The 25,611-nt window shown below is 37.2% G+C and carries 21 protein-coding genes and 1 pseudogene; 7 read left to right on the forward strand and 15 right to left on the reverse strand.

The window, feature by feature from the left end; all coding sequences use genetic code 11:
- The first annotated feature begins 21 nt into the window (after positions 1–21).
- Both LB449_RS00100 and LB449_RS00105 read left to right on the forward strand, forming a co-directional pair.
- Positions 22–1,188 (forward strand): annotated as a pseudogene (locus tag LB449_RS00100) (MFS transporter).
- A 253-nt stretch (positions 1,189–1,441) separates the two neighbouring features.
- Positions 1,442–2,569: a serine hydrolase domain-containing protein gene (locus LB449_RS00105; RefSeq protein WP_224453044.1), complete on the forward strand. Its 1,128-nt coding sequence runs from the start codon at positions 1,442–1,444 to the stop codon at positions 2,567–2,569.
- A gap of 126 nt (positions 2,570–2,695) precedes the next feature.
- Here LB449_RS00105 and LB449_RS00110 read toward each other — a convergent pair whose 3' ends face one another.
- From LB449_RS00110 to LB449_RS00165, 12 genes are all read right to left on the reverse strand, one after another.
- Positions 2,696–3,751 (reverse strand): proline iminopeptidase-family hydrolase, encoded by a 1,056-nt coding sequence (locus LB449_RS00110; RefSeq protein WP_224453045.1) that lies wholly within the window; start codon positions 3,749–3,751, stop codon positions 2,696–2,698.
- Between the two features lie 30 nt (positions 3,752–3,781).
- Positions 3,782–4,954, reverse strand: a complete 1,173-nt coding sequence (locus LB449_RS00115) for a DUF1624 domain-containing protein (protein WP_224453046.1) — start codon at positions 4,952–4,954, stop codon at positions 3,782–3,784.
- Positions 4,955–5,445: 491 nt separating this feature from the next.
- Positions 5,446–5,961, reverse strand: coding sequence for a hypothetical protein (locus LB449_RS00120; protein ID WP_224453047.1), 516 nt, complete (start codon positions 5,959–5,961; stop codon positions 5,446–5,448).
- A 134-nt stretch (positions 5,962–6,095) separates the two neighbouring features.
- Positions 6,096–6,791: a Crp/Fnr family transcriptional regulator gene (locus LB449_RS00125; RefSeq protein WP_224453048.1), complete on the reverse strand. Its 696-nt coding sequence runs from the start codon at positions 6,789–6,791 to the stop codon at positions 6,096–6,098.
- 424 nt (positions 6,792–7,215) lie between these two features.
- Complete coding sequence (locus tag LB449_RS00130) at positions 7,216–7,974, reverse strand: nuclear transport factor 2 family protein (protein ID WP_317196192.1); 759 nt, start codon at positions 7,972–7,974, stop codon at positions 7,216–7,218.
- Between the two features lie 145 nt (positions 7,975–8,119).
- Positions 8,120–8,899 (reverse strand): SDR family NAD(P)-dependent oxidoreductase, encoded by a 780-nt coding sequence (locus LB449_RS00135; RefSeq protein WP_224453049.1) that lies wholly within the window; start codon positions 8,897–8,899, stop codon positions 8,120–8,122.
- A gap of 16 nt (positions 8,900–8,915) precedes the next feature.
- Entirely contained in the window at positions 8,916–9,920 is a 1,005-nt protein-coding gene (ahr, locus tag LB449_RS00140; RefSeq protein ID WP_224453050.1) for an NADPH-dependent aldehyde reductase Ahr, read from the reverse strand.
- Positions 9,921–10,026: 106 nt separating this feature from the next.
- Positions 10,027–10,662 carry a sulfotransferase family protein gene (locus LB449_RS00145; protein WP_224453051.1) on the reverse strand — a complete coding sequence of 212 codons (636 nt, stop codon included), beginning with the start codon at positions 10,660–10,662 and terminating at the stop codon, positions 10,027–10,029.
- A 21-nt stretch (positions 10,663–10,683) separates the two neighbouring features.
- Entirely contained in the window at positions 10,684–11,085 is a 402-nt protein-coding gene (locus LB449_RS00150) for a RidA family protein (protein WP_224453052.1), read from the reverse strand.
- A 451-nt stretch (positions 11,086–11,536) separates the two neighbouring features.
- Positions 11,537–11,863 carry a hypothetical protein gene (locus tag LB449_RS00155; protein WP_224453053.1) on the reverse strand — a complete coding sequence of 109 codons (327 nt, stop codon included), beginning with the start codon at positions 11,861–11,863 and terminating at the stop codon, positions 11,537–11,539.
- A gap of 99 nt (positions 11,864–11,962) precedes the next feature.
- Positions 11,963–12,721 (reverse strand): hypothetical protein, encoded by a 759-nt coding sequence (locus tag LB449_RS00160; RefSeq protein WP_224453054.1) that lies wholly within the window; start codon positions 12,719–12,721, stop codon positions 11,963–11,965.
- 141 nt (positions 12,722–12,862) lie between these two features.
- Positions 12,863–13,588: a hypothetical protein gene (locus LB449_RS00165; RefSeq protein ID WP_224453055.1), complete on the reverse strand. Its 726-nt coding sequence runs from the start codon at positions 13,586–13,588 to the stop codon at positions 12,863–12,865.
- A gap of 600 nt (positions 13,589–14,188) precedes the next feature.
- On the opposite strand from LB449_RS00165, the gene LB449_RS00170 reads away from it, so the two are divergent.
- The 3 genes from LB449_RS00170 (at position 14,189) to LB449_RS00180 (ending at position 18,958) form a co-directional block, all read left to right on the forward strand.
- Positions 14,189–17,191: a ligand-binding sensor domain-containing protein gene (locus tag LB449_RS00170; protein ID WP_224453056.1), complete on the forward strand. Its 3,003-nt coding sequence runs from the start codon at positions 14,189–14,191 to the stop codon at positions 17,189–17,191.
- A 72-nt stretch (positions 17,192–17,263) separates the two neighbouring features.
- The gene (locus LB449_RS00175) at positions 17,264–17,893 is read left to right on the forward strand and encodes a response regulator transcription factor (RefSeq protein WP_224453057.1); all 630 of its coding nucleotides are present in this window, start codon (positions 17,264–17,266) and stop codon (positions 17,891–17,893) included.
- A 156-nt stretch (positions 17,894–18,049) separates the two neighbouring features.
- Entirely contained in the window at positions 18,050–18,958 is a 909-nt protein-coding gene (locus LB449_RS00180) for a histone deacetylase family protein (RefSeq protein ID WP_224453058.1), read from the forward strand.
- Positions 18,959–19,030: 72 nt separating this feature from the next.
- Here LB449_RS00180 and LB449_RS00185 read toward each other — a convergent pair whose 3' ends face one another.
- Positions 19,031–19,501 (reverse strand): CBS domain-containing protein, encoded by a 471-nt coding sequence (locus LB449_RS00185; RefSeq protein ID WP_224453059.1) that lies wholly within the window; start codon positions 19,499–19,501, stop codon positions 19,031–19,033.
- Between the two features lie 153 nt (positions 19,502–19,654).
- The gene (locus tag LB449_RS00190) at positions 19,655–21,235 is read right to left on the reverse strand and encodes an amidohydrolase family protein (RefSeq protein WP_224453060.1); all 1,581 of its coding nucleotides are present in this window, start codon (positions 21,233–21,235) and stop codon (positions 19,655–19,657) included.
- A gap of 255 nt (positions 21,236–21,490) precedes the next feature.
- Between LB449_RS00190 and LB449_RS00195 the strand changes: the two genes are divergently transcribed.
- Both LB449_RS00195 and serA read left to right on the forward strand, forming a co-directional pair.
- Positions 21,491–23,269, forward strand: coding sequence for an ABC transporter ATP-binding protein (locus LB449_RS00195; protein WP_224453061.1), 1,779 nt, complete (start codon positions 21,491–21,493; stop codon positions 23,267–23,269).
- A gap of 141 nt (positions 23,270–23,410) precedes the next feature.
- Positions 23,411–24,646 (forward strand): phosphoglycerate dehydrogenase, encoded by a 1,236-nt coding sequence (gene serA / locus LB449_RS00200; protein ID WP_224453062.1) that lies wholly within the window; start codon positions 23,411–23,413, stop codon positions 24,644–24,646.
- Positions 24,647–24,667: 21 nt separating this feature from the next.
- Here the strand turns inward: serA and LB449_RS00205 are convergent, their stop codons facing one another.
- Positions 24,668–25,309 carry a 2OG-Fe(II) oxygenase gene (locus LB449_RS00205; RefSeq protein ID WP_224453063.1) on the reverse strand — a complete coding sequence of 214 codons (642 nt, stop codon included), beginning with the start codon at positions 25,307–25,309 and terminating at the stop codon, positions 24,668–24,670.
- Positions 25,310–25,611: the final 302 nt, after the last annotated feature.

Consider the following 25,611-nt stretch of genomic DNA (forward strand, 5'->3'; position numbering starts at 1 on the left):
TTCATTTGATATCTTCACTTCGTGAAAGTTTCCAAACGCATTCTCCCCGTTATAGTTTTTGCTCAGTTTTGTTGCACATCGCTCTGGTTTGCTGGTAATGCTGTGATGAACGAGCTGGTTGTTAACTTCAATTTACCGTCCAGCGCTTTGGGGCATTTAACCTCCGCCGTTCAGCTAGGATTTATTGTTGGGACTTTAATTTTTGCAGTATTGAGTATCGCAGACCGGTTTTCACCATCTCGTGTCTTCTTTTTTTCTGCAATCCTTGGCGCAGGATTCAATTTGGCTATTGTTTGGGAAGACAATACCATGTCAAGCCTATTAGTCTTTAGGTTTCTGACAGGTTTCTTTCTCGCGGGAATTTATCCGGTAGGTATGAAAATAGCAGCCGATTATTACGAAAAAGGCTTGGGTAAATCCCTTAGCTTTTTGGTAGGCGCTTTAGTACTTGGGACAGCTTTCCCTCACCTTTTAAAAGACATGACAGAATGATTTCTTTGGAAATCAGTTATGATCGTGACTTCTCTATTAGCCGTTTTGGGAGGCGTGTTGATTTTGCTTTTTGTACCAGACGGTCCCTACCGGCAAGCAGGTCGTAACTTAAAATTTTCAGCCTTTTTTAGAGTCTTCCACAATCGCAATTTTCGGGCTGCAGCTTTTGGCTATTTTGGCCACATGTGGGAGTTATATGCCTTTTGGGCTTTTGTGCCTATTTTACTACAAACCTACAAGTCGTCGCATCCGGAGATTACCTTCAATGTCTCATTATTATCATTTCTGGTTATAGCTATCGGAGGATTATCCTGCGTCTTGGGCGGTTATTTGTCGCAAGGTCTCGGCACAAAACGGATAGCATTTTTAGCCTTGCTTCTATCCTGTATTTGCTGTTTGGTTTCTCCATGGATGTTGGGCACCGAAAGTGAAATTCTATTTATAGGGTTTCTACTGCTGTGGGGGATGGTTGTTATAGCAGATTCGCCGCTCTTATCCACACTGGTTGCTCAAAGTGCACCAGCCGAAATCAAAGGCACTGCACTCACGATTGTCAACAGTATCGGTTTTGCCATAACCATTGTGAGCATTCAACTTCTCAATACGTTGAGCGTTTGGACAAGTAGTAATTTTATTTATACCGTCCTGGTCATAGGACCTGTTTTGGGATTGATTGCTTTGAGGAAAAAAAGGTAAAAAATTCATTTTGGTCAGTTGTTACTCCTTTTTTCTTCTGAATTTGTTTCCGTTAGCATAATGAGTTAAGATACATTTCTTAAGGCTTTGTAATGACTTTTAAGATCCAAAGCAATAGGAGTTTCAGCAGAAAGTGAGTTTAGAATTGGGTAAGTAATGCTTAAAAATGAGATTGTACTTCGTCTTAGTTTAAAGTGTATTTTTAAATTAAGAAATTAATCAATCAATATTTGATTTTGCTGATCATCAAAACATGAAATACTCTTTTGGCATCGCTTTTCTTTTTTCCATGTGTTGTTGTGAACTAGCATTTTCTCAGGGCACTTTCAGGAATGATAATATTTCAAAAACGATCCAGAAAAGCGGCCGCTCTTTTATCAACAATAGAAACATTGCTTCTGTATCCATAGGGGTGTATAAAGATGGAAATACTTATACCCAGCACTTTGGTAGTGTAGAAAAAAGGAAAACCATTCTGCCAGATGACGAGACCATCTACGAGATCGGGTCTGTTTCTAAAACCATAGTCGGTTATCTGATGGCGGAAGCTGTACTCGATGGAAAACTCAAATTGGAAGACGACATCAGGTTACATCTGCAAGGCCAGTATCCAAACCTGGAATATAAAGGGAAACCCATTACCATAAAACATTTACTCACCCACACTAGCGGAATGCCCATGTTCCTGCCACTGGAAATGAACGGTGTTTTCGAAAAATTAGACGAAAGTGTACCAGGTTTATACCTGGAAATGGAAAAGGCTTACGATAAGAAAAAATTTCTGGAGGAGTTAAAGGAGGTTTCGATAAGTACAAACCCAGGGACAGATTATGCTTATTCCAATGCAGGAGGAGAATTGATAGGACACATCCTGGAAACCCTCTACCAGCAATCCATAGATGCGTTATTAAAAGAAAGACTATCTGCTAAGTATGACCTGAATAATACCGGCATTAAGCTGGATTCAGTTCAAAAGCAAAAAATAGCTCTTGGCTATTGGATGGACAGTGATTCTCAATCTCCAAGCCAGTTCAATTCACTTTGGGGAACAGCAGGCGGAATTAAGATGACAATTGTAGATATGATGCTCTACGCCAAATTACAACTGGATAAAAATAATCCTGTAGTCTCAGAATCTCACCGGTTGCTATATGAAGAGGGAAACACCTTTAAACTTTCTTACTTCTGGCGAGTGTGGAACGATAAATATGGCACGTCCTATAACCATCATGGAGGAACCAGCGGAACTCAAAACTGGCTCTTCATTTTTCCAAAATATGACCTTGGAATATCTATTATTACCAACCAAAGCGGACCTAAAACCCCAAAATTGTTAAGCAAGACCGTAAAGAAAATGCTTAAGCAACTGACCAAAGGGTAAAACCGGATCAGTTTATTTCGAAAATTTTACCAGACATTTAAAAGCCATTAGAGCATAAAAGCAATAAATGCGGAATTTAAATTTTGGCACCAACCGCTATTGTTCTTATACATTATTGGTGTTCCTTTAATTGATTTTCCCCGAGTCTACATCTCTTATAAAAGTGATCAATCCTGAGAAATAGTTTTCAGGGTCATCAAATTGAGACACATGGCTTCCATTGGTTATCACACTGCGACCATTTTGTACTTCGGTGGCCATCCATTTCATATATTCAGGATCCATAGTGTCGTGTTTTGCTCCTAACATTAAGGTTGGAATTTCAATTTCTTTTAGTCTGTCAGAAACATCCCAATCACTTAATGTTGCATCATCTGTAATGCCAAATTCACTAGGCCCTTGCATATAGATGTAAATTTCAGGGTTTAGATGTTCAAACATAAGTAGGATAGATTTCGGCCATTCCTCCAAAGGTTTACGCAAAATATGTTCGGTATAAAAATGTTCCATCAAGAGTTCTTCATACCTCGGATTGGCGTAATCTTTATTAGCTTCTATGGCTTGGATTTCCTTTAAAACATCGTCAGGTAATTGTGGAGCTAAAATCTCTTGAGCATATTTGTTGTATTCTGGAACACTTGCCACCATATTAGAAACGATGAGTCCTTTTAAATTTTCCTGATATTTCAGGGCGTATTCCATAGCCAAAATACCACCCCAAGATTGACCTAATAAGTAGAAATTGTCTTTGTTGAGGTTTAAAGCTTTACGCACTTGCTCTACTTCTTCCACAAAATGCTCTGTAGTCCAGAGTAAAGGATCATTAGGCTTGTCGCTATAGTAGGAATCAAGCTGATCATAGTAAATATATTCTATCTCTTCATTTGGCAGATAACCTTCAAAATTTCCAAATTCTTCATGGGTTCCACCTGGTCCACCGTGAAGCAAAAGGACTCGCATTGTTGGACTGTTGCCCATGCGTTTGGTATAGACGTTAAAAGTGCCTATTTCAGTTTCAATAGGAATCATATTGATGCCACCGGTTGCTTGGTCAGCTTTGTTCGAATAATCCAAATAACTAGATTTTTCAAGATTTTCAGCTTCAATTGATTTTTCTGCTTTATCAACGCAACTCATCAGTAAGAGTGAAATAATGACGGGGTAGATGATGTTTGTTTTCATATTGAATTCGATTTTAAATATTAATTTTATTTATAAATAACTCAACCACCAGTAATGCCGGTGGGTTCTCTTATAATTCCAGTACCAGACGCATACCGGGTACAGGGTAGCTACTACAAAAACCCACATCAGATACACCCCAACCAAAGAAAGGCCATAGCCCTGAAGGTCTGTTTCGAAAATGATAAAAATTTCAGAAATCAGAAGCGATGGATCGTAGCCTGTAACATAAGCGACTAGCATTGCCAATGCATGGATGTAATAAATGTGTACGATGTAGAAGAACAAAGGTACTTTACCAAATAACACAATTAGATTATAAAGCTTCCCTTTAAAATGTTCTGCCCATGCCAGTAGAATTAACGATGGCCCAAGGGTGATGAGTAAATAGAGCAATGAAGGCGGGTATTTGGTGACGTTAAAGAATGACATTAACGTTTTGTTGAATTCATCATAATAGATCCAGGGCGTTAAATTACCGTAGACATTGCTCCCTCTTATGACAAAAAAGATGACAATGGAGGTTAAGCCTATGGTGATTAATAACTGTCGCCTAACTAAGTCATCATATTGTTTTGAATATAACCTTCCAAGATGATAACCTAGTGGCATTACAAAAATCCATGGGATAAGGGGGTAAGCGTTTAGAACGGTAATGCTCTCTGATATTTGAATTGGACCCTGCACATGCAAAAGTGTCCAAAGACCCGTAAACGAATCCGCCGTAAAACTATCCAAAGCATTGTGACCAAAAATCACAATCAGACAGAGAACAATCATTAACTTTTTTTGAACATGAATAAACAAGGCCAAAAACACCATAGAGATGCCTAATAACCAGATAACCTGGAAAAGGATGCTATCAAAATTGAACTGAAATCGCCAACCAAACGTCACAATGATAATTTCTACCACGATCAACCATAAGCCACGTTTAACCAGCCACTGACTCAACTCATTTTTGGTTATTCTTTGCTGAACAAAAAAAGCTGAGGTTCCTGCCAGTAAGACAAAAACAGGAGCGCAAAAGTGCGTAATAAAACGAGTAAAAAATAAGCCAAAATTAGTTTGGTCGATATCCGTAGGATCAAAAAAGAAGGTGTCTTTATGAACAAAATCCCTCACATGGTCTAAAGCCATAAGAATAATGACAAAACCTTTTAGAAAGTCTAAAGACTGTATTCTTTGGGTGGTTGCTTTCATCTATTTAACTTAAACGAGACTTTGTAGAGTTATTTGTTAATTACATACCTAATGACTCTGATAAATATAGTTTATAAATAATTGATATATAAGTCGTTGGATCTTTATTGGTTTTGTCAATATAGTTTAGATTCCCTGGATTTTTGTTTCTATCCTCTTCCTGACAGCATGATAAGAAAGCTAAGTAATGAAGTAAAAAAGTTTTAATATTTGAATATGAAAGCAATTGATTATTCTACTAGTTATAACTACTCAAGCAATTTTGCTGTTTGCCATTACTCACATTTAGCGATCTATCTTCGGCATAAAATGAGGCCATTTTCAAGAGGTTTTCGCAAAAAGTGTTTGGTGTAAATATGTTCCATCAAAAGTTCTTGTCTTCAATAGTAAATTTTTCGCTTATTGGTGTAAAGTGTTTCAAATAATTAAGCCGCTTACATATAGTAAAGCGGCTTAATCTTTTATCGTTTTAGACTTCATGATCTTTGGATTTAGACTTTGCTAAGTCTTGTATCTAATGAGGGACTGATTCTTAGTTTTTTCTTCTTGTTATTTTTTTTTAATTTGACCACAAAGCTCTGCTTGTTTGGCTTGTCTTTTTTACTGATGCATCTATAGACGACATTGGTGACTTCCCAGCCCTTGTGATCTCTGTATATATCAGCAATAATAGAGTGAGGTATAGGAATATCTTTAAATCTTTGAACAGCTTTGATAATTTCGCCGTTTTCATTAAACCTGACAATCAAACTACCTTTTTTGCTTTTACAGGATATTGTATAAATACCATCGCCCTGTTCTTTTAATTCGTCTATAAATTCTGGTATGTCTACATGTGATGTTAAAAATTTAATTGGATCCTTCCGGAACTCGTCAGGATATGTTTCTTGTAAATAGGCAGAGTAACCCTGTCTAAGTGATTTCAGCAATAAAGAATTTTTTTCCAGCTGTTTGAGTTCCTGAGCTTGTCCTATAAACAGGAAGCTCACCATAAATAAATAAAACATTACATTTTTCATGATTAACAAGTATTAAGATTAATAATACTTAAAGATAATATGAGCAATCTGCGATGAATTCTACCGGGGTAGAACAAGACTTAATTAATATGTTAAAGTCTTCGGATATTGTTCTATTTAAATTAAGAGTGGCTGTTTTTCTTCGCCATTTCTAGCAACCTAAGTAATAATTTTATATCGCTTATTTCAAGACTGTTACGTGAAGTTTTAAGGCAACCTCCCCTTTTTAGTGTTTGGAGATGCCGGTTTACTACAGCTCCTGTTGAGCCTATCAGCTTGGCTATTTCTTTATCCGGAAGATCATTAATAAGTTTAAGATTAGAAGAGTCATCAAGATTGCGTACTAGGAGTTTTAACAATCGGGTTGAAACATCTGTAAAACTAATATCAGAAACGTATGACTCCAGCAACCGCATTTGTCTTCCTGCATAGGGTAGTAGCTGCGCATATTGTGCAGGATGATCTTTCAGCCATTGCCTTAGACGCTCCATGGGGATAGTAAGAACCTTTACTTCATCCAGGCACTCATAAAAAATTTCATGTTCTTGGTTGTCAAACAAACATAAAAGATCAAAAATATCCCCTTGTTGAAGTAATAATAATGTAATCTCTTTTCCGTTCTCAGCTGCTACCTGATACATTTTTACTCTTCCTTTAAGTATGATGTAAGCCTGGAGAGAAAGATTTTCAGAATTCAGAATACAAGTGTTTTTTGTCCATTTCTTTTCATGAAACAGCGACAGAAGTTCCCCGCTGTCTTCCTCTTGAAGACATTTGAAAAGCGGGCATTTGTTTAATACTTTTTCTAAAGCTTGCATAGTCACCGGTAATTGAAAGTGAAAGATTTCTGTTGGAAAAATCTTCAGGTTTCACATGATATCTCAACGTGGATTTAAATACTTTTTTTCTGACTTTGATAGCTAAGATTTCTTTTACGACATCCTAGGTGACTTTGGCATTTAAACTTCCCAGACACATCTGATGTATTCTGGTACGCTCTCGACCTTTGGTTGTCCGAGTATTTGGTTTAGAGCTATAACAAGAATTGAATTGATCTTAATTGATATACTGTATCTCTTCATTTGGAAGACACCTTTCAAATTATCCAGACCATTAATGGTCACTTTTGGACCATAGTGTAATTATAAGACCTGCATTTTTAGACTGTTTTTCAGGCATTTCACATCAAGAATTTTAATTCGGTTTCATTTTGAATCATGAATTCTAAGTTGTTTAATATTACTACTTAGTCATGGCATCATTGAGCTTCTTCGTATCAACAAACTGCTGAAAAGCAGTAATTTTCCCATTTTCTAAGGTCCATAAATGAGCGACCTGAGCGTTATAAGCTCTGCCAATTGTCTTGTGTTTGGCATCGTAACGTAGGGTTGCCAGCACTTTGTTATTGTTCATATTGTGCAACTCGATATCTTCTAAAGTGAAGTAGGCGTGATCGGCTAGCACTCTGCCAAAAACTCCATTTAAAACCGCATCCGGGCCAATGTATGGGTTGTTATCTGCGTAGGGATTGCCTTCGGCCTCGTTCCAAACGATGTTGGCATCCATAGCTCCAATTACGGCGGGAACATCACCAGCAGCAAAGGCTTTGTAGAGACTGTCGATCACGGCAACATTGTGTGGACTGGTCATCAGTTCTGAAATGTCCCAGTAGCCATGTTCTTTTACAATTTTACCATCAACAAATTGAACCGTCATGTGAGACGGGATATCATAAGTTTGTCCATTAGCTTTCAGCTCGCCTTGCCATAAACCCCAGAAATTCACCCAAGTTTCACCTTTGTCGGTCACTACCATTTCATACTCTGAATCTTCATCTACGTACTTCCATGATGAAAATAGTGTAGCATCTTGTTTATTGGTTTCGATGAATTGTATTACGCTTTGACCTTTATCTTTTGTTTTATTGTTATAAATCATTGCCGTATCGGCGTAATGCGTGGCAAATTCTTTCCAATCTTGATTTTCATAGGCACTGATCACTTTCTTATAAGTGGCTATTTCCGCGGATTGTTGAGTATATCTTTTGTCTTGGTTGCAGGAAGTAATGAAGACCAAAAGCATTAATAATACAGGTAATTGTTTTTTCATTGTTTTCATTTTTACTGGTTTTTGAGGTTAGAATATTTTATAAATTCGCTTTGTGTTGACCACCATCTACAGCAAGACAAGTGCCTGTCACCCAACTGGCACAAGGCGACACTATGAATGTGGCAACTTTGCCTACTTCATCTGGTTTGCCTAATCTTCCTGACGGAATTGTGTTAAGTATCTTGTTATAAAAAGGTGGGTTTTGGGTTTTAGTTAATTCCCACAATCCATCTGGAAACTCTACTGATCCCGGAGCGAGAGTATTTACCCTTATGTTCTTTGGCGCCAATTGAATAGCCATGGTTTTAGAATAACTGATAAGCGCTGCTTTTACGGCAGCATAAGCTGGCGGCGAGCCTGCCTCCAGACCGGAACCTGATGAAATAAACAGAATGCTACCTTGGCCGGCATCAAGCATCCAGGGAATGACTTTTCTGGTTGCTTTAACGCTACCTAAAAGATCTACATTGATGGAAGTTTCCCAGTCTCTATAGTCATCTCCTAAACTCAAGGCTGAAACATTATTCACCAAAATATCGATGTTTCCGAATTGGTCTTTTACTTTATCAAGGAAGGTGTCTAATTGCTTGGTGTTTCCAATATCGCATTTGAGTGCAATCACTTTTACGCCTTTTTTAAGCAATTCTTTTTCAGTCTTTTTTAAGGCGTCTTTACCACGGGCACAAATAGCGACATTAACTCCTTCTTCGGCAAGATGCAAAGCAATACTTCTGCCGATGCCCTTGCTACCTCCTGTAATGACGGCATTTTTTCCTTTGATTTGTAAATCCATATTTCCAATGTCTTTTTGATTCATTATACTAACCAGGTTATTAGTTTTTCAATACAATCCTGTAACGGGCTTTCCCTGACTTTAAATGTTCTAAAGCTTCATTCACTTTTGCCATGGGGAACTCTTCTGTAATGGGGTAGATATCATGGCGTACACAAAATTCTAGCATGGTTTTGGTCAATGCAGGACTACCGAGTGGACTACCAGTAACTGATTTATCTCCCATAATTAAAGTAAAAGCCGGAATAGCCATAGGCTCCAAGACTGCTCCAACATTGTGAAATTTGCCTTTTGGAGCCAGCGCCACTAAATAGGCATTCCAATCCAAGGTGACGTTGGTCGTATTTAGAATAAAATTTAAAGTGCCAGCGATTTTCTCCAATTCTTCTGGTTTAGTTGAATCTATCACCTGGGTTGCTCCCATGGCCAAAATAGATTCTTTTTTACTTGGACTAGAGCTAAAAGCGACGATTTCACATCCCCATTTATTGAGAAACTTGAGCGCCATATGACCTAAACCTCCAATTCCTATAACCCCTACCTTATCGGTGGCTTTTACCCCTGCAATCATAATAGGATTAAAGACTGTGATGCCTCCGCAAAGCAGAGGTCCTGCTTTTGCCAGATTGATTCCTTCGGGTAAGGGGATGGTCCACGACCAGTGACTGCGCACATAATCTGCAAAACCACCATGTCGACCCCCGATGGTGAACTCTACACTGGAGCAGAGGTGGTGGGACCCATCCATACACTCGTGACATGACATACAGGAAGCAGAATACCAGCCAACTCCTACTTTGTCTCCAACTTTTATGTTTTTAACTGCATTACCAGCAGCTATTACTTCACCGACCACTTCATGCCCGGGAACGATAGGGTAGGTGGTCATTCCCCAGTCGTTGTTCATCATGCTGAGGTCTGAATGGCAAATGCCACAATTGAGGACTTTCACATCGACTTGTTCTGCGCCGAGCGCTCCCATTTCGTAAGAGAAGGCTTCTAATTTTTCGTGTGGTCCTTTGGCTGCAAATGCTGATACTTTCATATGTTTATTTTTTTTATAAAGTTCAATTTCAATTTGTAACTCAGGTAATGTCAATTTTTAGGTGATGGTGGTAAAGATTTTTATAACTTTCTATTATTTCGCAGTATCAAGCATTTGGTTCGGTGGCGCCTTTCACTATATCCCAGAATTCCTCCCTGTTATTGGTGTGGGGAAATTCCGTTGAGGGTGTTTCTACATTTAGAAACTTGCACAAAGGTTCCCATCCTTCCTTTACCTGATATACCAATAGTTGCTCTGCTGGAATTAACTGCCGAACCGCTTTATTATGTGCTTCATATCTTTCAGCTAGTTCGTCGTAATCAAGGCCCATTGAAAAACCCGATTTTTCAATCACCTTCACCGCCATATTGAGCCATTCCTGCATAGGTGCAGGTGCATTTTTACGGTCGCTAAGCAACTTGTAGATCGTGGATCCAAAGCTTTCTGCCCATGACTCTTTGCTGCGGTGAGTTAAAATAAACTTAGCATTTCGATAATGCTTGTACAGTTCTTTGTAAAAGGCTGCGGTGGGCCAATCAACTGCGCTCTGCATATCTTTATAGACTGCTTTAAAGTTGGTAGGATTCTTCAACACCTCATTCCATAATGGCACGTGAACAGGCATGTTTTGAGCCACGAGCTCCATGTGGTGACAAGGACCGAGTTGTAGTTGTCCCAAGGCTGTTTTTAGTGAATAGGTTCCTGTTCTGCCTAGACCAAAGCCAATAACTTTCAATTCCATAATTATTTTTTTAATTGATTTTTATACTTTATACACGTCCAACTCAATTTCAATCAGTAATTCAGGCAGGGCCAGTTCTTTTACACCCAGCCAGGAACCCGTAGGGAAATGAGTTTTATAAATTTCAGTTCGATAGCCCGCGTGTTCTAAAAACAAAGGCATATTGGTGGTGAATACATCTTCTTTCACCACATCATCAAACGTGCAATTGAAATGTTTCAGAATGTTGTCTAAATCAGTGTAACAGTTTTTCATCTGCTGTAGGAAGTCTCCAACCGCAGTTGGATTACCCTCATCATCCATGCTCACAGCCCCAGAAATTTTAATATGGTTCCCAATTTTAACCGCATGTGAATACCCATAAGCTTTTTCAATTTCTGGACGGAGTAAAAAATATTCGGGTTTTGATTGTGATGTTTCCATTTGATCTCATTTTGAATTTAGCCTAGTGCTCATGAAAGTCTTCTTTTAAGAGTCTTCATATTTAGCAGTAATTTCACTTTCAGTATCTTAATCTTCTCGTTCAACTTTGAGTGAATTCGTATCTATTTCAGCATTATTCTGTCAACAAATTGTGCATTGCGGAGAAAAGGAATGACATATTCACTACCATTTCTTACTCTTCATCTTCTACAACCCAGGAGAACATTGCTGCATCTTCTTTGTTTATATAACCTGAGCAATGGATACTTTTTTTTGACTACATTATTGGTAATTTTTCCGTGTCTTAATGATGTGATGCTATGGCTTCATCTTTTCGTTTTCACAGGCCTTGACTTACTATGATTACCGGATATAGCATTGTTCTTGATGATTACATAATGCCAGTTGGACCATTCCAAGTCTTATTATTATTAGCCTTTTTATTTTAAAACTAGTGTTCTGAAAAACCAATAATTTTCTCATCCTGTAAAGTCCAGGAATGTTTAAAGGTGTTGCTTATATATTCACATTCTGCGGGCTCTTTCCCTGAGACCTTACCGCTAACTATAACCGTGTTGTTTCTTTCACTCAGGAAGGCGAGATCATTAAATTCGAGGCTATGCCATTTGTTCTTCATAATTGCTATGAAAGTAATGGTGTATCTTTCATCGATCTCTTGATCGTTTTTGAATTTGTCCCACTTTACCTTGGGTGTGAGAGCTTTTATCTCTCCAGAAGTGGTGCTGTTTTTTTGAACCATTTCATATATGTGTTTCATGGTCCTTTCATTTTTTGTTAGTTGCGCCTGCACTCCCTTGGGTAAAAGGAGTGCAGCAGCAAACATTAATACATATATTTTTAAAGGAATCATCTCTCTTTATTTAGTCGGAACATAGGAAAGGGCTGGCATCATATTTCCTTCGGTGTATTCGATTTTGGTAACATATTGCATTAATTCATCCCATAATTTTTTTGAATCCTTACCCAAGAGTTTTCTGTTCTCTTCGGCTTGTTTTTCAAATTCCATAGCACTTGAAGCAGCACTTGCAACCATTATGTAAGATTCTTCATTTCCAAAACCGCTGAAATAAACGCGGTAGTGGGACTTTGATCCTTTTTCAGTATAAAGGTTCTTGAATTTTTCTGCAATTTCAGCTACTTTTTCTTGGTCTCTTGCCTTGTGAAACATCACCATATTTTTTCTGTAGTTTTTCCCTGCCGGTGTGGTGGTCATTCCGTCAGGCATATAGGAATGATTGTTGCTAAGCGTAATGATGTAATCTTGGTGGTCGTCATAGTGCTTATCAAATTCCTGAAAGATTTCACCAAATTTTTCATCACCTATTTTTGCCCTTGTTTTAGGCAGAAATTCTTTGCCTAAATCTTCCCAGCCGCTTACAGGAGTGATGCTGAACACCTTGTTGTCGTTGGTCCATAAAACATTCCAACTGTCTTCTTCCTGATTTTCTTCGGCCAGGTTTGCCAGTCTTTCGGAAATTTTTTCGTAGGCTTCTGAATTTGAGGGGTATACGTGATCTACATGAACTCTGTAGTGTTGGACGTTTTGCGCACTCAAAAATGCCGTGCTGACTAGTAGTATAAGTAGTGTTTTAAAAATTTTGTCAATTGTTTTCATGATATAAAGTGTTTTAAAGGTTACTTAATTCGGTGTTTATTTTAATTTATTATCAAATATTCCTATGATTAAAATCAAAAAGGTCAGATAAGTTCTTTTAAGACTTATCTGGCTTTTGGCTAATCAAAACATTCATAAAGATTAGTTAGATAGTTCCGGTTGGTGTTCCCATATGTAAGACCATGACTTAACCCCAGCAGACTCCCATATATCAGATATTTCTTTGGCCTTGTCTTCGCCTCTTGCTTTAACGTACATTTCGTAAGGAGTATCCCTTTTAACATCCAATTCTGCATAGCTATTATAAGTAGAAGACACCATATAATCTGCATTATCTATATCCCCACCAATAACACTATACCAGTATGCTCTAGAATCTCCCTCAACCTCTTTCATTGTAGAGGTAACTTCTTTTATGACATCAGAAAAATTACCTCCGTTATCTACTTTATAATAAGTAACCCAAGCCAGTTTAGCCTGTGCTGTGGGGGCATTTTTTCTGCTCCAATCTGGTAATGTCTTGGCCATGTCATTAGTTATTGTTTCTACATGGGGCATTATGAAATTCATGACAATAGAATAACAATCTTTTCCGGCTTCATCGGTTTCATCCATTTCTGCCCATTTGTCCATAAATCCTGTAACTCCATATACAGTCCCTTCGCCCTGCATTCTAGACCAGAAATTCCATTCATTTTCTCCCTGGTCCGCTGTGTAACATTCTTTATATTTCTTAACCCCGTCTTTAAACTGGGAAGTATGACCTTGCTTAATTTTGAATTGCGTCATGGTCATAATACGTTCTTCTACCTCTTGCGCAAAAGCCATAAGTGGTAAGACCAATAAAATAATCAGTAATTTTTTCATCGTTTGTTGTTTTAAAAGTTTAAAGCAAAGTAGATAAGATTTGAAGAGCTGTCAATCACATATTGATGTGGTTGTTAATAAAATGTTATTATTAAAGTAATTTTTTATAAAAAGATGATTAAGCTTGATCGACTTATGTTATTCACAAAAAAATTAGATGATTTATAATTAAAAAAACTCTCAGCTGATAATTCCTTAGATTCAGAAATTATTAGCTCAGGCAAATAAACTAGTAAAGGTGAATGTGTAATTTTATAAAACTCGAAATCTAGGTTTAGAATACCATTAAATGTTTACCAACCTGCATACGAACCATCAGTTGGCACTTGGTGGATAAGTACAAAATCATTGTACACATACATCCAAATTGGAACATTAAAAACCAAAAAGATGAAATACAGGATTAGACCAAACAAAGTAGATCACCATAGAATGCAAAACACATAATTTGTAAATGCTTTCATAAAATTGAGTTTTAATCGATTGTAATTCAGAACAATAGAATTAAAGCAATTAAAGTAAGATTCTAGCAGCTGTCAACCACATATTGATGTGGTGTTATAGAAATGTTATACATTTGATAATATAAATCTTACTACTTTGATAGTCAGGGCTTTATTTAGGGTTTTAGTTTCTTGCCTGTTTTGTCTTGCCATCCCAATTTCAGCTCAAAACTCCATCCAAATAGAAAAGCTTACGACAGATTCCGGATTAAATTTCAGACATGTCAATAGCATTGCTCAAGATGCAAAAGGATTTATGTGGTTTGGCACGAGTCAGGGCCTTGCAAAATATGATGGGAATACATTCAAGCTTTTTAATAGCGGTAAAAATAATCCCTACTTTATTCCCTTTGAAGAGATACTGAAATTAGAATATCAAAGTTCAGGTCATACACTTTGGTTTATTGCTAATCATAAATTGTTTGCTTTAAATCTAGAGACCGAAAAATTGAAATCCATTGAAGGTCTTGAAAAAGCAATGAAGGGTGAAGTATTGGATATGGTCTTTGATAAAAAAAACAATTTGTGGATTGTTACAGACGATCCTAATCCCAAAAATAAAAAAGCACAGCACCTCATCAAATATGATGGAAAGACTTTTCGCTTAATTAAATCATTAGAGCGGGAAAGCACCGGATTTACTTCTGTTACGGTTTCAGGAACCAATATTATTTGTTGGACAACCATCAATCATGGGTTGACAGTCATCAATCAGGAAGGCCATGTTGTAAAAAGCAAAATTTTAGATACTTACAACTGGTATGGATATACAATTCATTATGGGAAATCTTTCTTTAATGCTAAAAATCAACATTATTACTTTTCAGAAAGCCAGAAAGGTGTTGGGGTTTATCAAAATTTAGAATTTAGTCACCAACTCATAACACACGAAGGCGTTTTCTATAACGCAGTTGAAGATAAAGATGGTGGCATCTGGTTCACAGGAGAAAAAGAATTATTTTATTTGAATACTTCAGGAAATATCTTTGATTACACTTCTGAAATTGCAAAAATTATAGACTTTTCTCACATTAATCATATTTATGTAGACCTATCTAATCTTTTATGGTTGGGCACCAATAATGGACTTGTAAAGGTAATGTTGGAACCTCAAAATTTCGAAAAGCTAGCCCACAATAACGCAGAGGATTGGGGGCTAAGTTTTAGAAGTATTTTCCCTCTAAGGAGTGGAGATGTAGCTGCTATGTGCGAAACTGAAAATCAATTATACAGAATTAATCCTTCAGGCAGTGCAACTATATTGCCAATACCAAATGCTTACGAAAGATTAAAAGATGCACGTTTTTTTGTTTCAGATACGATATCTAATAAAGCGTATACAGTTACTAATTACCTAATTGAAATCGATTTTAATACCAATAGATTAATTCTTCACGACGAATTTAGTCCATTTATAAATGAGACGAAACCGAATCCAATTATTCAATTAAATGATGGTACATTATTGATGGGGTATATGTTGTCAAAATTAATTCGTGTTGATTCTGAAACCAAACTTTTTGCTCCTGTTTTTAAGACTAAACCTGAAGTTGATGATATCATCAAAACGCTTTTTCAGAGTAAAGCTGACCCCAACATCATCTGGGTTGGCACTAAAAGCCTTGGCGTATTAAAGCTCAATCTTAAAGGCAAAGTGGTAGAGAGATATGATATTCAATCCACTCCTTCCATCAGTAAAAACTCGGTGTTATCGCTTTTAGAATTCAAGGAATTTTTATTGGTAGGAACTTTTGGCGGCGGCCTTGATGTATTGGATTTAAATCGAAACAGCATTCGCACTATAAATACTCAAAATGGGCTCTGTGACAACAATGTGGTTTCCATATTGTCAGCAAATGATAAAGAAATTATAGCAGCCACCTACAACGGCTTAAGCCGAATCAATATGGCAACCAACGATATTCAAAATTACTTTGATAAAGATGGTATTTCACATAATGAATTCAATTACCCTTCGGCTTACAAGTCAACAAATGGAGTATTTTATTTTGGAGGCATGAATGGTATTACCAAATTCTCCATTGAAAATTTGACTAAAAAAAGAGTTTTACCAGCTTTAAATTTCACTCAATTTGAAATTTTTAATCAACGTAAAGATACGCTTTTGCAAATAACAAGATTAAGTGAAACGCCTGTTGAGTTGTCACCCTATGATATCAACCTCAAAATAGATTGGTCGGTTCCCGATTATTTCAATAATGATAATTACACTTATTATACTATGATGGAAGGTTTTGAAAATAAATGGTTTTTTCAAGGCAAAGCGAACAGCATCCGTTATAACCAATTACCGGCCGGCGAATACAACCTAAAAGTTAAAGGGGTAGATATAAATGGTAATGAAAGCAAAGCGGGGCTGAGCATTCCCATCATCGTTAATCCTATTTTTTACAAAACCTGGTGGTTCATACTATTAATGGGCCTTTTTATAAGCGGAATTATTTATTCCATTTTTAAATATCGACTCAACCAGGCTTTGGCAATGGAGCGCTTGCGCACCAGAATATCAAGTGACTTACACGATGACGTTGGCTCGATGTTGACCGGTTTGGCCATGCAAACTGAAATGCTGGAAATGCAAGCCACCAATCCTAATGAAAAAAGCAAACTTCATAAAATTACCAACCTGAGCAGAAGTACCATTTCCCACATGAGGGATTTGGTATGGAGTATTGATAGTCGAAGAGACACTATTGGCAATTTGGTTGAGCGCATGCACGAGTTGGCAGAAGAGCTTCTGCTACCAGCAGAGATTTCTTATCAAATAGATGTGGATGATCTTAATCTGCAAAAAAAGATAAATTTTAACTGCCGTAGGAATTTATATCTTATCTATAAAGAAGCCATCAACAATCTTATTAAACATTCTGACGCTAATTTTGTTAATGTAAGGCTTATCAACAATAAAGGGGTTTGTGAATTCAGCATCAAAGATAATGGCAGTACAAAACCATTACATCACGTTTCAGGATTAGGTTTAGCCAATATGAAAATGAGAGCAGAAAACATCAATGCCAATTTGAAGTTTGATTTAGAAAATGGTTTTGGAATTCGCATTTTAATACCTAATGTGACATAAACAAAATAACATGTTCATGTGGTGGCAGATTTACTTTAAATCTATAACTTAATCCCTATAAAAAAGGAAAAGTTGCAAAACGAAATTAACATAATCATTGTTGAAGATGATCCTGCGGTTTTAGATAGTTTAGTGACTTTTTTTGGGTTACATCAATCTGTTCAGGTTTTGAAAACATTTGGAAGCACTGAAGATTTTTCAGGCTGGCTTAAAGATGAAATTAAAACCGAATTTATTTTACTTCTTGACATTCAACTTCCTGGTAAAAGCGGTGTGGAAGCATTGCCAGAAATTAAAATACTGAAGCCCGATCTAGACGTGATCATCCTTACCACTTTTGAAGAAACCGACATGATTTTTAAAGCTCTAAGTGCCGGCGCTTGCTCTTATGTTTCCAAACGCAGTTCACTAGATAAAATAATAGAGGCGGTTGAGGTAGTTGCTGATGGTGGCTCGTATATGTCACCAGCCATCGCCAGAAAAATTGCTGATTTTTATGCTCCCAAAAAACTTCATCAGCTTACTAAAAGACAATTGGATATTGTGAACGGCATTGTCAACGGTAGAAGTTATAAAATGATTGCTTCAGATTTGTTTATTTCCCTGGATACTGTAAGGAGTCACATTAAGAATATTTATAACACCTTAGAAATAAATTCTAAAGCCGAATTGATCAGGAAATCTTATGATAAAGAATTATAGGATTTCGATAGTATATTACTTCAAATTATAGGTTTTTAAACTCTAGAAACTATTGAAAAGTTATTCATTCCAGCAGAATTTTACCAAAGATTTAAAAGCCATTAGAGCTAAGAAGAAACTCAAAAGCATTTATTTTGAAATACCTTAAAACTGGCTATGCTTAAAATTGCGTTTCATCCTATTTACAAACATCCCTTGCCCGAGGGTCATCGCTTTCCGATGGAGAAATACGATTTGTTACCTAAGCAATTGCTTCACGAAGGAACCTGTGAGCAAGAAAATTTTTTTCAGCCCGAGGTTAAGGAAGACAATGAGAAATACATACGGTCGGTACATACATCTGAATACCTCAAAGAATTGTACAGCATTACCATTGAGCCTAGAAAAGCTAGAAAAATAGGATTTCCACTTTCGGAAGTCTTGGTGGAACGCGAACGCATCATTACCGATGGCACCATCAAAGCCTGCAATTTTGCATTAGAACATGGTGTGGCAATGAATATTGCTGGCGGTACGCATCACGCCTATTCCGATCACGGTGAAGCCTTTTGTATGCTGAACGATCAGGCGATTGGCGCGCAGTATTTACTTCAGAATAAATTAGCGAAACAGATCCTTGTAGTCGACCTCGATGTACACCAGGGCAACGGGACGGCAGAGATTTTTCAAAATGACGATCGGGTATTTACCTTCTCCATGCACGGCAAAAGCAATTACCCGTTCAAAAAAGAAGTGTCCGATTTGGATATCCCTTTGGAAAATGACTGTGGTGATGAGGTTTATCTCAAAACTTTAAAAAATACTTTGCCAAATCTGATCGATCGAGTAAAACCAGATTTTATATTCTTTCTTTCTGGTGTTGACATTTTGAGTACCGATAAATTGGGAAAATTAGGTTGTACTGTGGAAGGCTGCAAAAAAAGAGATGAATTTGTGTTTGAACAATGCCTCAACTATGAGATTCCTGTTGAAGTAAGTATGGGAGGCGGTTATTCCAAAGACATCAAAACAATCATCGATGCTCATGCCAATACCTACAGGACGGCTCAACTGATGTACTTTTAGTTTGTAGACAAGAGTCGGAAGGCAAGTAAACAATTACCAATTAATAATTTTTAATTCAAAATTAAAGATCATCTATTTATGCTTCCAGCTGAATCCTTTCAGCATAAGTGCCGTTCTCAAAATATCTTTCTGACTCACAATGCCTATAATTTTTCCATCTTCTACGACAGGAAAACGTCGCCTTTTAGATTTTAAAAACAATTGCGCAGCGTCAAAAAGATTTATATCAGGTGACATCACATCGACTTCTTTGGACATGTACTTTTCCACACTCGTGTCTTCCATGGGCATATTGTAATACCGGCTTTCAGAAATTTGCTTAACGCAATCGCCTTCAGAAATAATCCCAATGACTCGTTTTTGGTCATCGACCACTGGGCCGCCAGATATTCTGAATTTGATTAGCATATCCACAACTTCAATGATACTTTGATTCTTTTTGAAAAGAATCATGCTTTGAGACATACAATCCCTAACGGTAATTTTTTCTGCTTGCACATTGGCTTCACCCACTTGCTTACCTTGAAAACTTTTAATGCCCATGACTTTTAATTTGACATCAAATTAAGCATTAAAATAATGATATTTTAATTTTGAAGGTTAAAAAATGATTTTGTGATAAGTATTATAGATAAATGCTGATTTTAATCTTGATAGATTTAACAGAAATCTTAGTACATAGATGTCAAAAACACTCTATTTTCTCCCCGGTTGCTTGATTTCATAACCAGACTTTGCCTTGTCTTCTTTTACCATTTGCTTTACATCTTCCAATAATTGTTGAGCATCGTAGATAATTCCATCTTTGATGGTGTACTTCACACCGCCCACTCGGGTGACTTCATTTTCTTCAGTCAATTTGATGGCGCCCGTTCCGTAAAGGACTTTCAGGTTTTCCAAAGGATTTTCTTCAACGATCACAAAATCGGCTAGTTTTCCCACTTCAACCGTCCCGATTTTATCTTCCATACCAAGTGCTTCTGCACCGTTGAGCGTCGCAGACATCATAATTTCTAAAGGATGAAATCCAGCTTCTCTCAACAATTCCAGTTCGCGGACATAAGCAAAACCGTAAAGTTGAAATATAAATCCAGAATCAGATCCTGTAGTGACTCGGCCACCTCTGTTTTTGTATTCGTTGACAAAGGTCATCCATAGATCGTAGTTTTTTCTCCAAGTCGTTTCTTCTTCAGTTCCCCAATAATGCCAATGCGAGCCGTGCGAAATTTTACTTGGCTGGTAGAATTCCCAAAGCGAAGGCAAAGTGTATTCCTCATGCCATTCTGCTCGGCTGGTTCTCATCAAATCCCGGTTAGCTTCATAAATATTAAATGTAGGATCTATGGTAAAATCAAGTTCCAGCAACTCATTCATGACCTCGTTCCATTTGTCGGAATATGGTGGAGCCGCTTGCTCCCACAATTTACCCGCACCTGCAAATCGGTCTTGCTCATTGTTATAATTGTAATCCAATTTATAATGCTGAACAGTTCTGTCTGTAAACAAAGCCTCTGGTAAGCCATACCAATGTTCCATGCTAGTAAGTCCAGCTCTCGCAGAATTTAGTACATTCCATCGTGCAACGTTCATTTGAGCATGGTGCATGGCCGAACGCAATCCCAACCTTTTATTTTCCTCAAGTGCAGTCTGCATAATTTCTGGTCTTGCGCCAAAAAATTTGATGCCATCCGCTCCTTTTTCAGCATTTGCTTTCACCCATTTTTTTGCCATTTCTGGAGAACTAATTTCAGTTTTACTTCCTTGTCCAAAAGCCGTGTAAGCCAAAATTCTGGGAGCCGTGATTTCGTTTTTAGCAGATTTATTTTTGTGTTCCAGCACCCAGTCCAGTCCATTACCAGCCGATGGATCTCGTATAGTGGTAATTCCGTGTCCCATCCAAAGCTTGAAAACATACTCGGCTGGAGTCCCCTGAGCTTCTCCACCAATATGACCGTGCATATCTACAAAACCTGGCATCAGATACATCCCGGAAGCATCGAGTTCTTTGCCGCCAGATTTGAGCTGAGGTCTATTGCTTTCTTTTATCTCTACCCCAGGATATCCCACGGTTTTAATTTCAGTAATTTTATTTTGCTCCACCACAATATCTACTGGTCCCGTGGGTGGTGCACCATTTCCATTGATTAGCGTAACTCCGCGTATAATCAGTTGTGACCATGGGCCTTCTCCTTCAGTTCTTTCTGGAGCACTTTCGATTTGTGACCAAGCCGTAACTTGAATTAACAACACACACAGAGATAATAATAGCTTCTTCATAATTCATTTTTTTAAAAAAATAAAGGTAAGAAAGTTTACGAGCACGATTACTGTCTTCTCACTTAGTGATCATCTTTGATGTTGAATCCTTATTAAATCACAAATTGAACTAACTATTCGTCCTATTTCTTTTGAACTTAATACTGCTGACTTAAAGGTTTTGCGATAATTTTTAAGACATTTAAGTTAAGTTAATAGATTAGTAATGAGCTTGAAGTTAACTTTGCAGCTTTATAAAAGAAGAAAATTTTTAGAATGGCTAAGAGAAAAAAGGAATCTGACCTTCCCAAAGTAAAGTTGAATAAAGAAAACCTTAAAAAATCTTTACGCCTTTTTTCCTACATCGGACCCCACAAATGGAAGTTAATCATCGGTATGATTTTCCTGGGATTCACAGGTCTTACAGCTTTGCTCTTCCCAAAACTGATGGGCGATCTCATCGAGACTGCAGATTTCAATGCCGATGAGATCAATAGAATGGGACTTATTTTGCTAGGACTCTTTACAGCTCAAGCTGTGTTTTCCTTCTTCCGAGTAGTTCTATTTGTGAATGTGACGGAGAATATGCTTTCTGCCATCAGACAAGATACTTACAACACCTTGGTAAAAATGCCAATGCAATTCTTTTCTTCTAGAAGAGTCAGCGAATTGAATAGTCGCGTGGCCGCCGATATCTCCCAAATTCAAGATACGTTTACCACAGGCATTGCTGAATTTTTAAGGCAAATGATTATTGTCATTGGTGGAATCACGGCTTTGTTTTTTACGTCAGTAAAATTGTCTCTCTTGATGTTGGCTACCATTCCCATCTTCGCTATAGTCGCTGTGTTTTTTGGGAAATTCATCAAAAAATTATCTAAGGAAGCTCAGGATAAAGTAGCCGATTCCAATACCATCGTAGGGGAAAGTTTACAAGGCATTGCCAATGTAAAAGCCTTTACCAACGAAGCTTTTGAAATGCTGAGGTACAAATTTGCTGTCAACGATATCAAGAAAATTGCCATCAAAGGAGGATTAGCGCGTGGCGCTTTTTCATCATTTATCATTTTCTGTATTTTCGGGGCTATCGTACTTTTAGTGTGGTATGCTGTCAAACTTCAGAATATTGGTGAATTGACCCAGTCTGAATTGATCACTTTTATTCTTTATACGATATTCGTTGGTGCATCTATTGGGGGATTACCAATCCAATACGCGCAAATTCAAAAAGCGATAGGCGCTACAGAACGTGTTTTTGATTTGATAGACGAAGAGCCTGAAGTGATTATAGAAAACTCAACACCTCAACCTATTCACGGTAAACTGAGTTTCAAGAATTTAAAATTTGCCTATCCTACCCGACCAGAACTCACGGTATTAAAAAACATAAGCTTTGAGGCCAAAGAAGGCGAAACTGTTGCTATAGTTGGCCCTAGTGGTGCGGGAAAATCTACTATTGCGTCATTGATTTTAAGATTTTACGAGCCTCAGGATGGACAGATGTTACTTGATGATGTACCAGCTTCAGAATTTACATTGCACGATTTAAGAAGCCAGATGGCGATTGTTCCTCAAGATATTTTACTCTTTGGCGGCACGATAAAAGAAAATATTGCTTATGGAAAACCTGAAGCAACTCATGAAGAAATATTGGAAGCAGCCAAAAAAGCCAATGCTCACGACTTTATCATGTCTTTTCCAGAGCAGTACGAAACCATTGTTGGTGAACGTGGCGTTCAACTTTCTGGAGGACAGCGTCAGCGTGTGGCGATTGCCAGGGCAGTGTTGAAAAACCCTGTGATTTTGATTCTCGACGAAGCGACGAGCTCACTGGATTCAGAATCTGAAAAATTAGTCCAGGAGGCTTTAGATAAGTTGATGAAAGGCAGAACTTCTTTTGTAATTGCTCATCGTTTATCCACCATTAAAAATGCAGAGCAGATTTTAGTTTTAGAAGACGGAGAGATTATTGAAAAAGGAACTCACGCTGATCTTTTAGAAAAAGAAAATGGATTGTACCATAAATTGATTCAGTTGCAAATGGAGCTCAACTAATTTTAAATGTACTCAGTCATTAATAGGAATTCAAATCAAAATTCTAACTGGATTAAATTCAGAAAAAAATCACTGCAACAAAGTATTGCCTTAATGTAATTTAATAATTTAGAATCTTTTAATTATCAATACACAATCACTATGTCACCACTTAAAACGTCTTTTCCGAAAGGTAAAATGAAAATTGTTCTTTTGGAAAGTATAAGTCAATCGGCTGTAGAATCTTTCAAAAAAGCTGGTTATACCCAAATCGAACAGTATCCTGGTGCTTTATCTGGTGAAGAATTGGACGAAGTTTTGAAGGACGCAAAAGTGGTTTGTGTGAGATCTAAAACTCAATTGACGGAAGAGGTTATTCAAAAAGCTAAAAAGTTAGTCGCTATTGGTTGTTTTTGTATTGGAACCAATCAAGTAGATCTGGACGCGGCTAATAAAGCTGGCGTTTGTGTCTTCAATGCGCCGTTTAGCAACACGCGTTCTGTGGCAGAACTTGTCATTGCTTCAGCTATCATGTTAATAAGACGTATTCCAGACAAAGACAAAGCGGCTCACGCTGGAGAATGGGACAAAGATTCTACCAATGCCCACGAAATTCGGGGTAAGAAACTTGGCGTTGTGGGCTATGGCCATATTGGTTCTCAGGTTTCTATATTGGCCGAAGCTATGGGATTGAAGGTGTTTTATTATGATGTTGAAAATAAATTGCCACTGGGCAATGCAGAAGAAGTTGATGATCTCAAAAATCTAATCGAAGATTGTGATTTGATTACACTTCATGTCCCGGGAACAAACGGAACCAAAAACCTTTTTGATAAACAAGTGCTGAGTTGGTTTACCAAGGGACAGATGTTGATCAATATGAGCCGGGGAGATGTTGTGGATATTGAAGCTTTGAAAACAGCTTTGGAAGATGGACGAATTGGCGGAGCAGCATTAGATGTTTTTCCCGAAGAACCAAAGAACAAAGCCGAAAAGTTCACTTCACCACTTCAGAATATTTCTAATGTCATTCTGACTCCACATATTGGTGGCTCTACAGAAGAAGCTCAATGGAATATTGGCATTGATGTATCTGGTAAGCTCATTAAATACATAGAAAGTGGTTCAAGCATTGGTAGCCATTCCATTCCGGAACTGTCCTTACCAAAAATGGAAGACACACATAGAATTCTTCACATTCATAAAAATGTTTCTGGGGTTCTTTCTGAAATTAACTCCAAGATTTCAAAGCTAGATGTAAACATCCTGGGACAGTATCTGAGCACCAATATGGATGTAGGTTATGTAGTGTTGGATATTGCTAAAAACGACTCTCTGGACACCTCAAAGGAACTTAAGCAAATAGAAAATACCATAAAAGTAAGGATACTCTATTAGTAAAAATGTTTTACTGAATACTCATCTGGTTTTTAACCAGCCTGTAATACTTAGTCGTTCCTCCTTAAGGACTTCTTTTACTTCATGTTCAAGAACTTGACTTTCAAAAATGACAACTCTTCCTGGTAGAGGATATATTGTGATTCTTTCTTTTCCTTTTGGATATAAGACTAATTCTCCTCCATTTGTCGTTTTCCAGGAATTATCGTTGAGATAGCAAACCATAGAAAGTTTGCGTCTATCATCATTTTGAAAAGTATCTATATGCTTTTGATAAAAGGTGCCCTTGGGATACATCGCATAATGAAACTCTTGGTGAAGAAGACCCATAAAACAAGTTCTGTTCAAATAGTCTTTAAAATGATGTATCTGTTTGAAAAAACACTTTTCTACTGAATTTGCCTTGAGTTCATCTATCCATTGGATATAATCTCCTCGGATATTTTTTTCAATCGATTCATTCAACTTATTACCAATAGCAGCCTTTTTAAGATCGCTTTGATTGTATAAAGCTTTAAGGTCAATTCTTAAAAGATCTACTAGAGACTCTTCAAAAAAAGTGTCACAAATAGAAAACCCTTGCTCTAAAATATCAGAAATAATGAGTTCATAAAAAGGATTTTCTTCTGAAGAAATGGCCTCTGTCAAAAGTGTTTTAGTCATCTAAAATCATCAAAATATAATTTTTCAAATTTAGCTTTTAATACTATAAGCTGTTTTAATTTTTTAATTCTTCACTGAGGATTCTATTACTAAATTTTCGTGGTTAAAATTCAAAATCTGTTTCCAAGGGAAATCAATTAAGCTCGTTTCGAGGGAGTTCACTTCACTCGTAAAAATATCTTTTATAACTCTTGGTCATCAATCTTTTGTTTTTGTTCACCTTTTAGTTAAGACAAAATGGTTAGAGGGTGTGTTGGATCATTTTGACAGAATCATTGAGTCAAACATATTTGAAGTTTTAG

The sequence above is a fragment of the Psychroflexus lacisalsi genome, assembly GCF_020164495.1.
Classification (GTDB): domain Bacteria; phylum Bacteroidota; class Bacteroidia; order Flavobacteriales; family Flavobacteriaceae; genus Psychroflexus; species Psychroflexus lacisalsi.

Bases quoted from the DNA above. Each gene is read 5' to 3' on its own strand.
- LB449_RS00105 (WP_224453044.1), top strand. From the start codon at position 1,442: ATGAAATACTCTTTTGGCATCGCTTTTCTTTTTTCCATGTGTTGTTGT.
- LB449_RS00110 (WP_224453045.1), bottom strand. From the start codon at position 3,751: ATGAAAACAAACATCATCTACCCCGTCATTATTTCACTCTTACTGATG.
- LB449_RS00115 (WP_224453046.1), bottom strand. From the start codon at position 4,954: ATGAAAGCAACCACCCAAAGAATACAGTCTTTAGACTTTCTAAAAGGT.
- LB449_RS00120 (WP_224453047.1), bottom strand. From the start codon at position 5,961: ATGTTTTATTTATTTATGGTGAGCTTCCTGTTTATAGGACAAGCTCAG.
- LB449_RS00125 (WP_224453048.1), bottom strand. From the start codon at position 6,791: ATGCAAGCTTTAGAAAAAGTATTAAACAAATGCCCGCTTTTCAAATGT.
- LB449_RS00135 (WP_224453049.1), bottom strand. From the start codon at position 8,899: ATGAATCAAAAAGACATTGGAAATATGGATTTACAAATCAAAGGAAAA.
- ahr (WP_224453050.1), bottom strand. From the start codon at position 9,920: ATGAAAGTATCAGCATTTGCAGCCAAAGGACCACACGAAAAATTAGAA.
- LB449_RS00145 (WP_224453051.1), bottom strand. From the start codon at position 10,662: ATGGAATTGAAAGTTATTGGCTTTGGTCTAGGCAGAACAGGAACCTAT.
- LB449_RS00150 (WP_224453052.1), bottom strand. From the start codon at position 11,085: ATGGAAACATCACAATCAAAACCCGAATATTTTTTACTCCGTCCAGAA.
- LB449_RS00155 (WP_224453053.1), bottom strand. From the start codon at position 11,863: ATGAAACACATATATGAAATGGTTCAAAAAAACAGCACCACTTCTGGA.
- LB449_RS00160 (WP_224453054.1), bottom strand. From the start codon at position 12,721: ATGAAAACAATTGACAAAATTTTTAAAACACTACTTATACTACTAGTC.
- LB449_RS00165 (WP_224453055.1), bottom strand. From the start codon at position 13,588: ATGAAAAAATTACTGATTATTTTATTGGTCTTACCACTTATGGCTTTT.
- LB449_RS00180 (WP_224453058.1), top strand. From the start codon at position 18,050: ATGCTTAAAATTGCGTTTCATCCTATTTACAAACATCCCTTGCCCGAG.
- LB449_RS00185 (WP_224453059.1), bottom strand. From the start codon at position 19,501: ATGGGCATTAAAAGTTTTCAAGGTAAGCAAGTGGGTGAAGCCAATGTG.
- LB449_RS00190 (WP_224453060.1), bottom strand. From the start codon at position 21,235: ATGAAGAAGCTATTATTATCTCTGTGTGTGTTGTTAATTCAAGTTACG.
- LB449_RS00195 (WP_224453061.1), top strand. From the start codon at position 21,491: ATGGCTAAGAGAAAAAAGGAATCTGACCTTCCCAAAGTAAAGTTGAAT.
- serA (WP_224453062.1), top strand. From the start codon at position 23,411: ATGTCACCACTTAAAACGTCTTTTCCGAAAGGTAAAATGAAAATTGTT.
- LB449_RS00205 (WP_224453063.1), bottom strand. From the start codon at position 25,309: ATGACTAAAACACTTTTGACAGAGGCCATTTCTTCAGAAGAAAATCCT.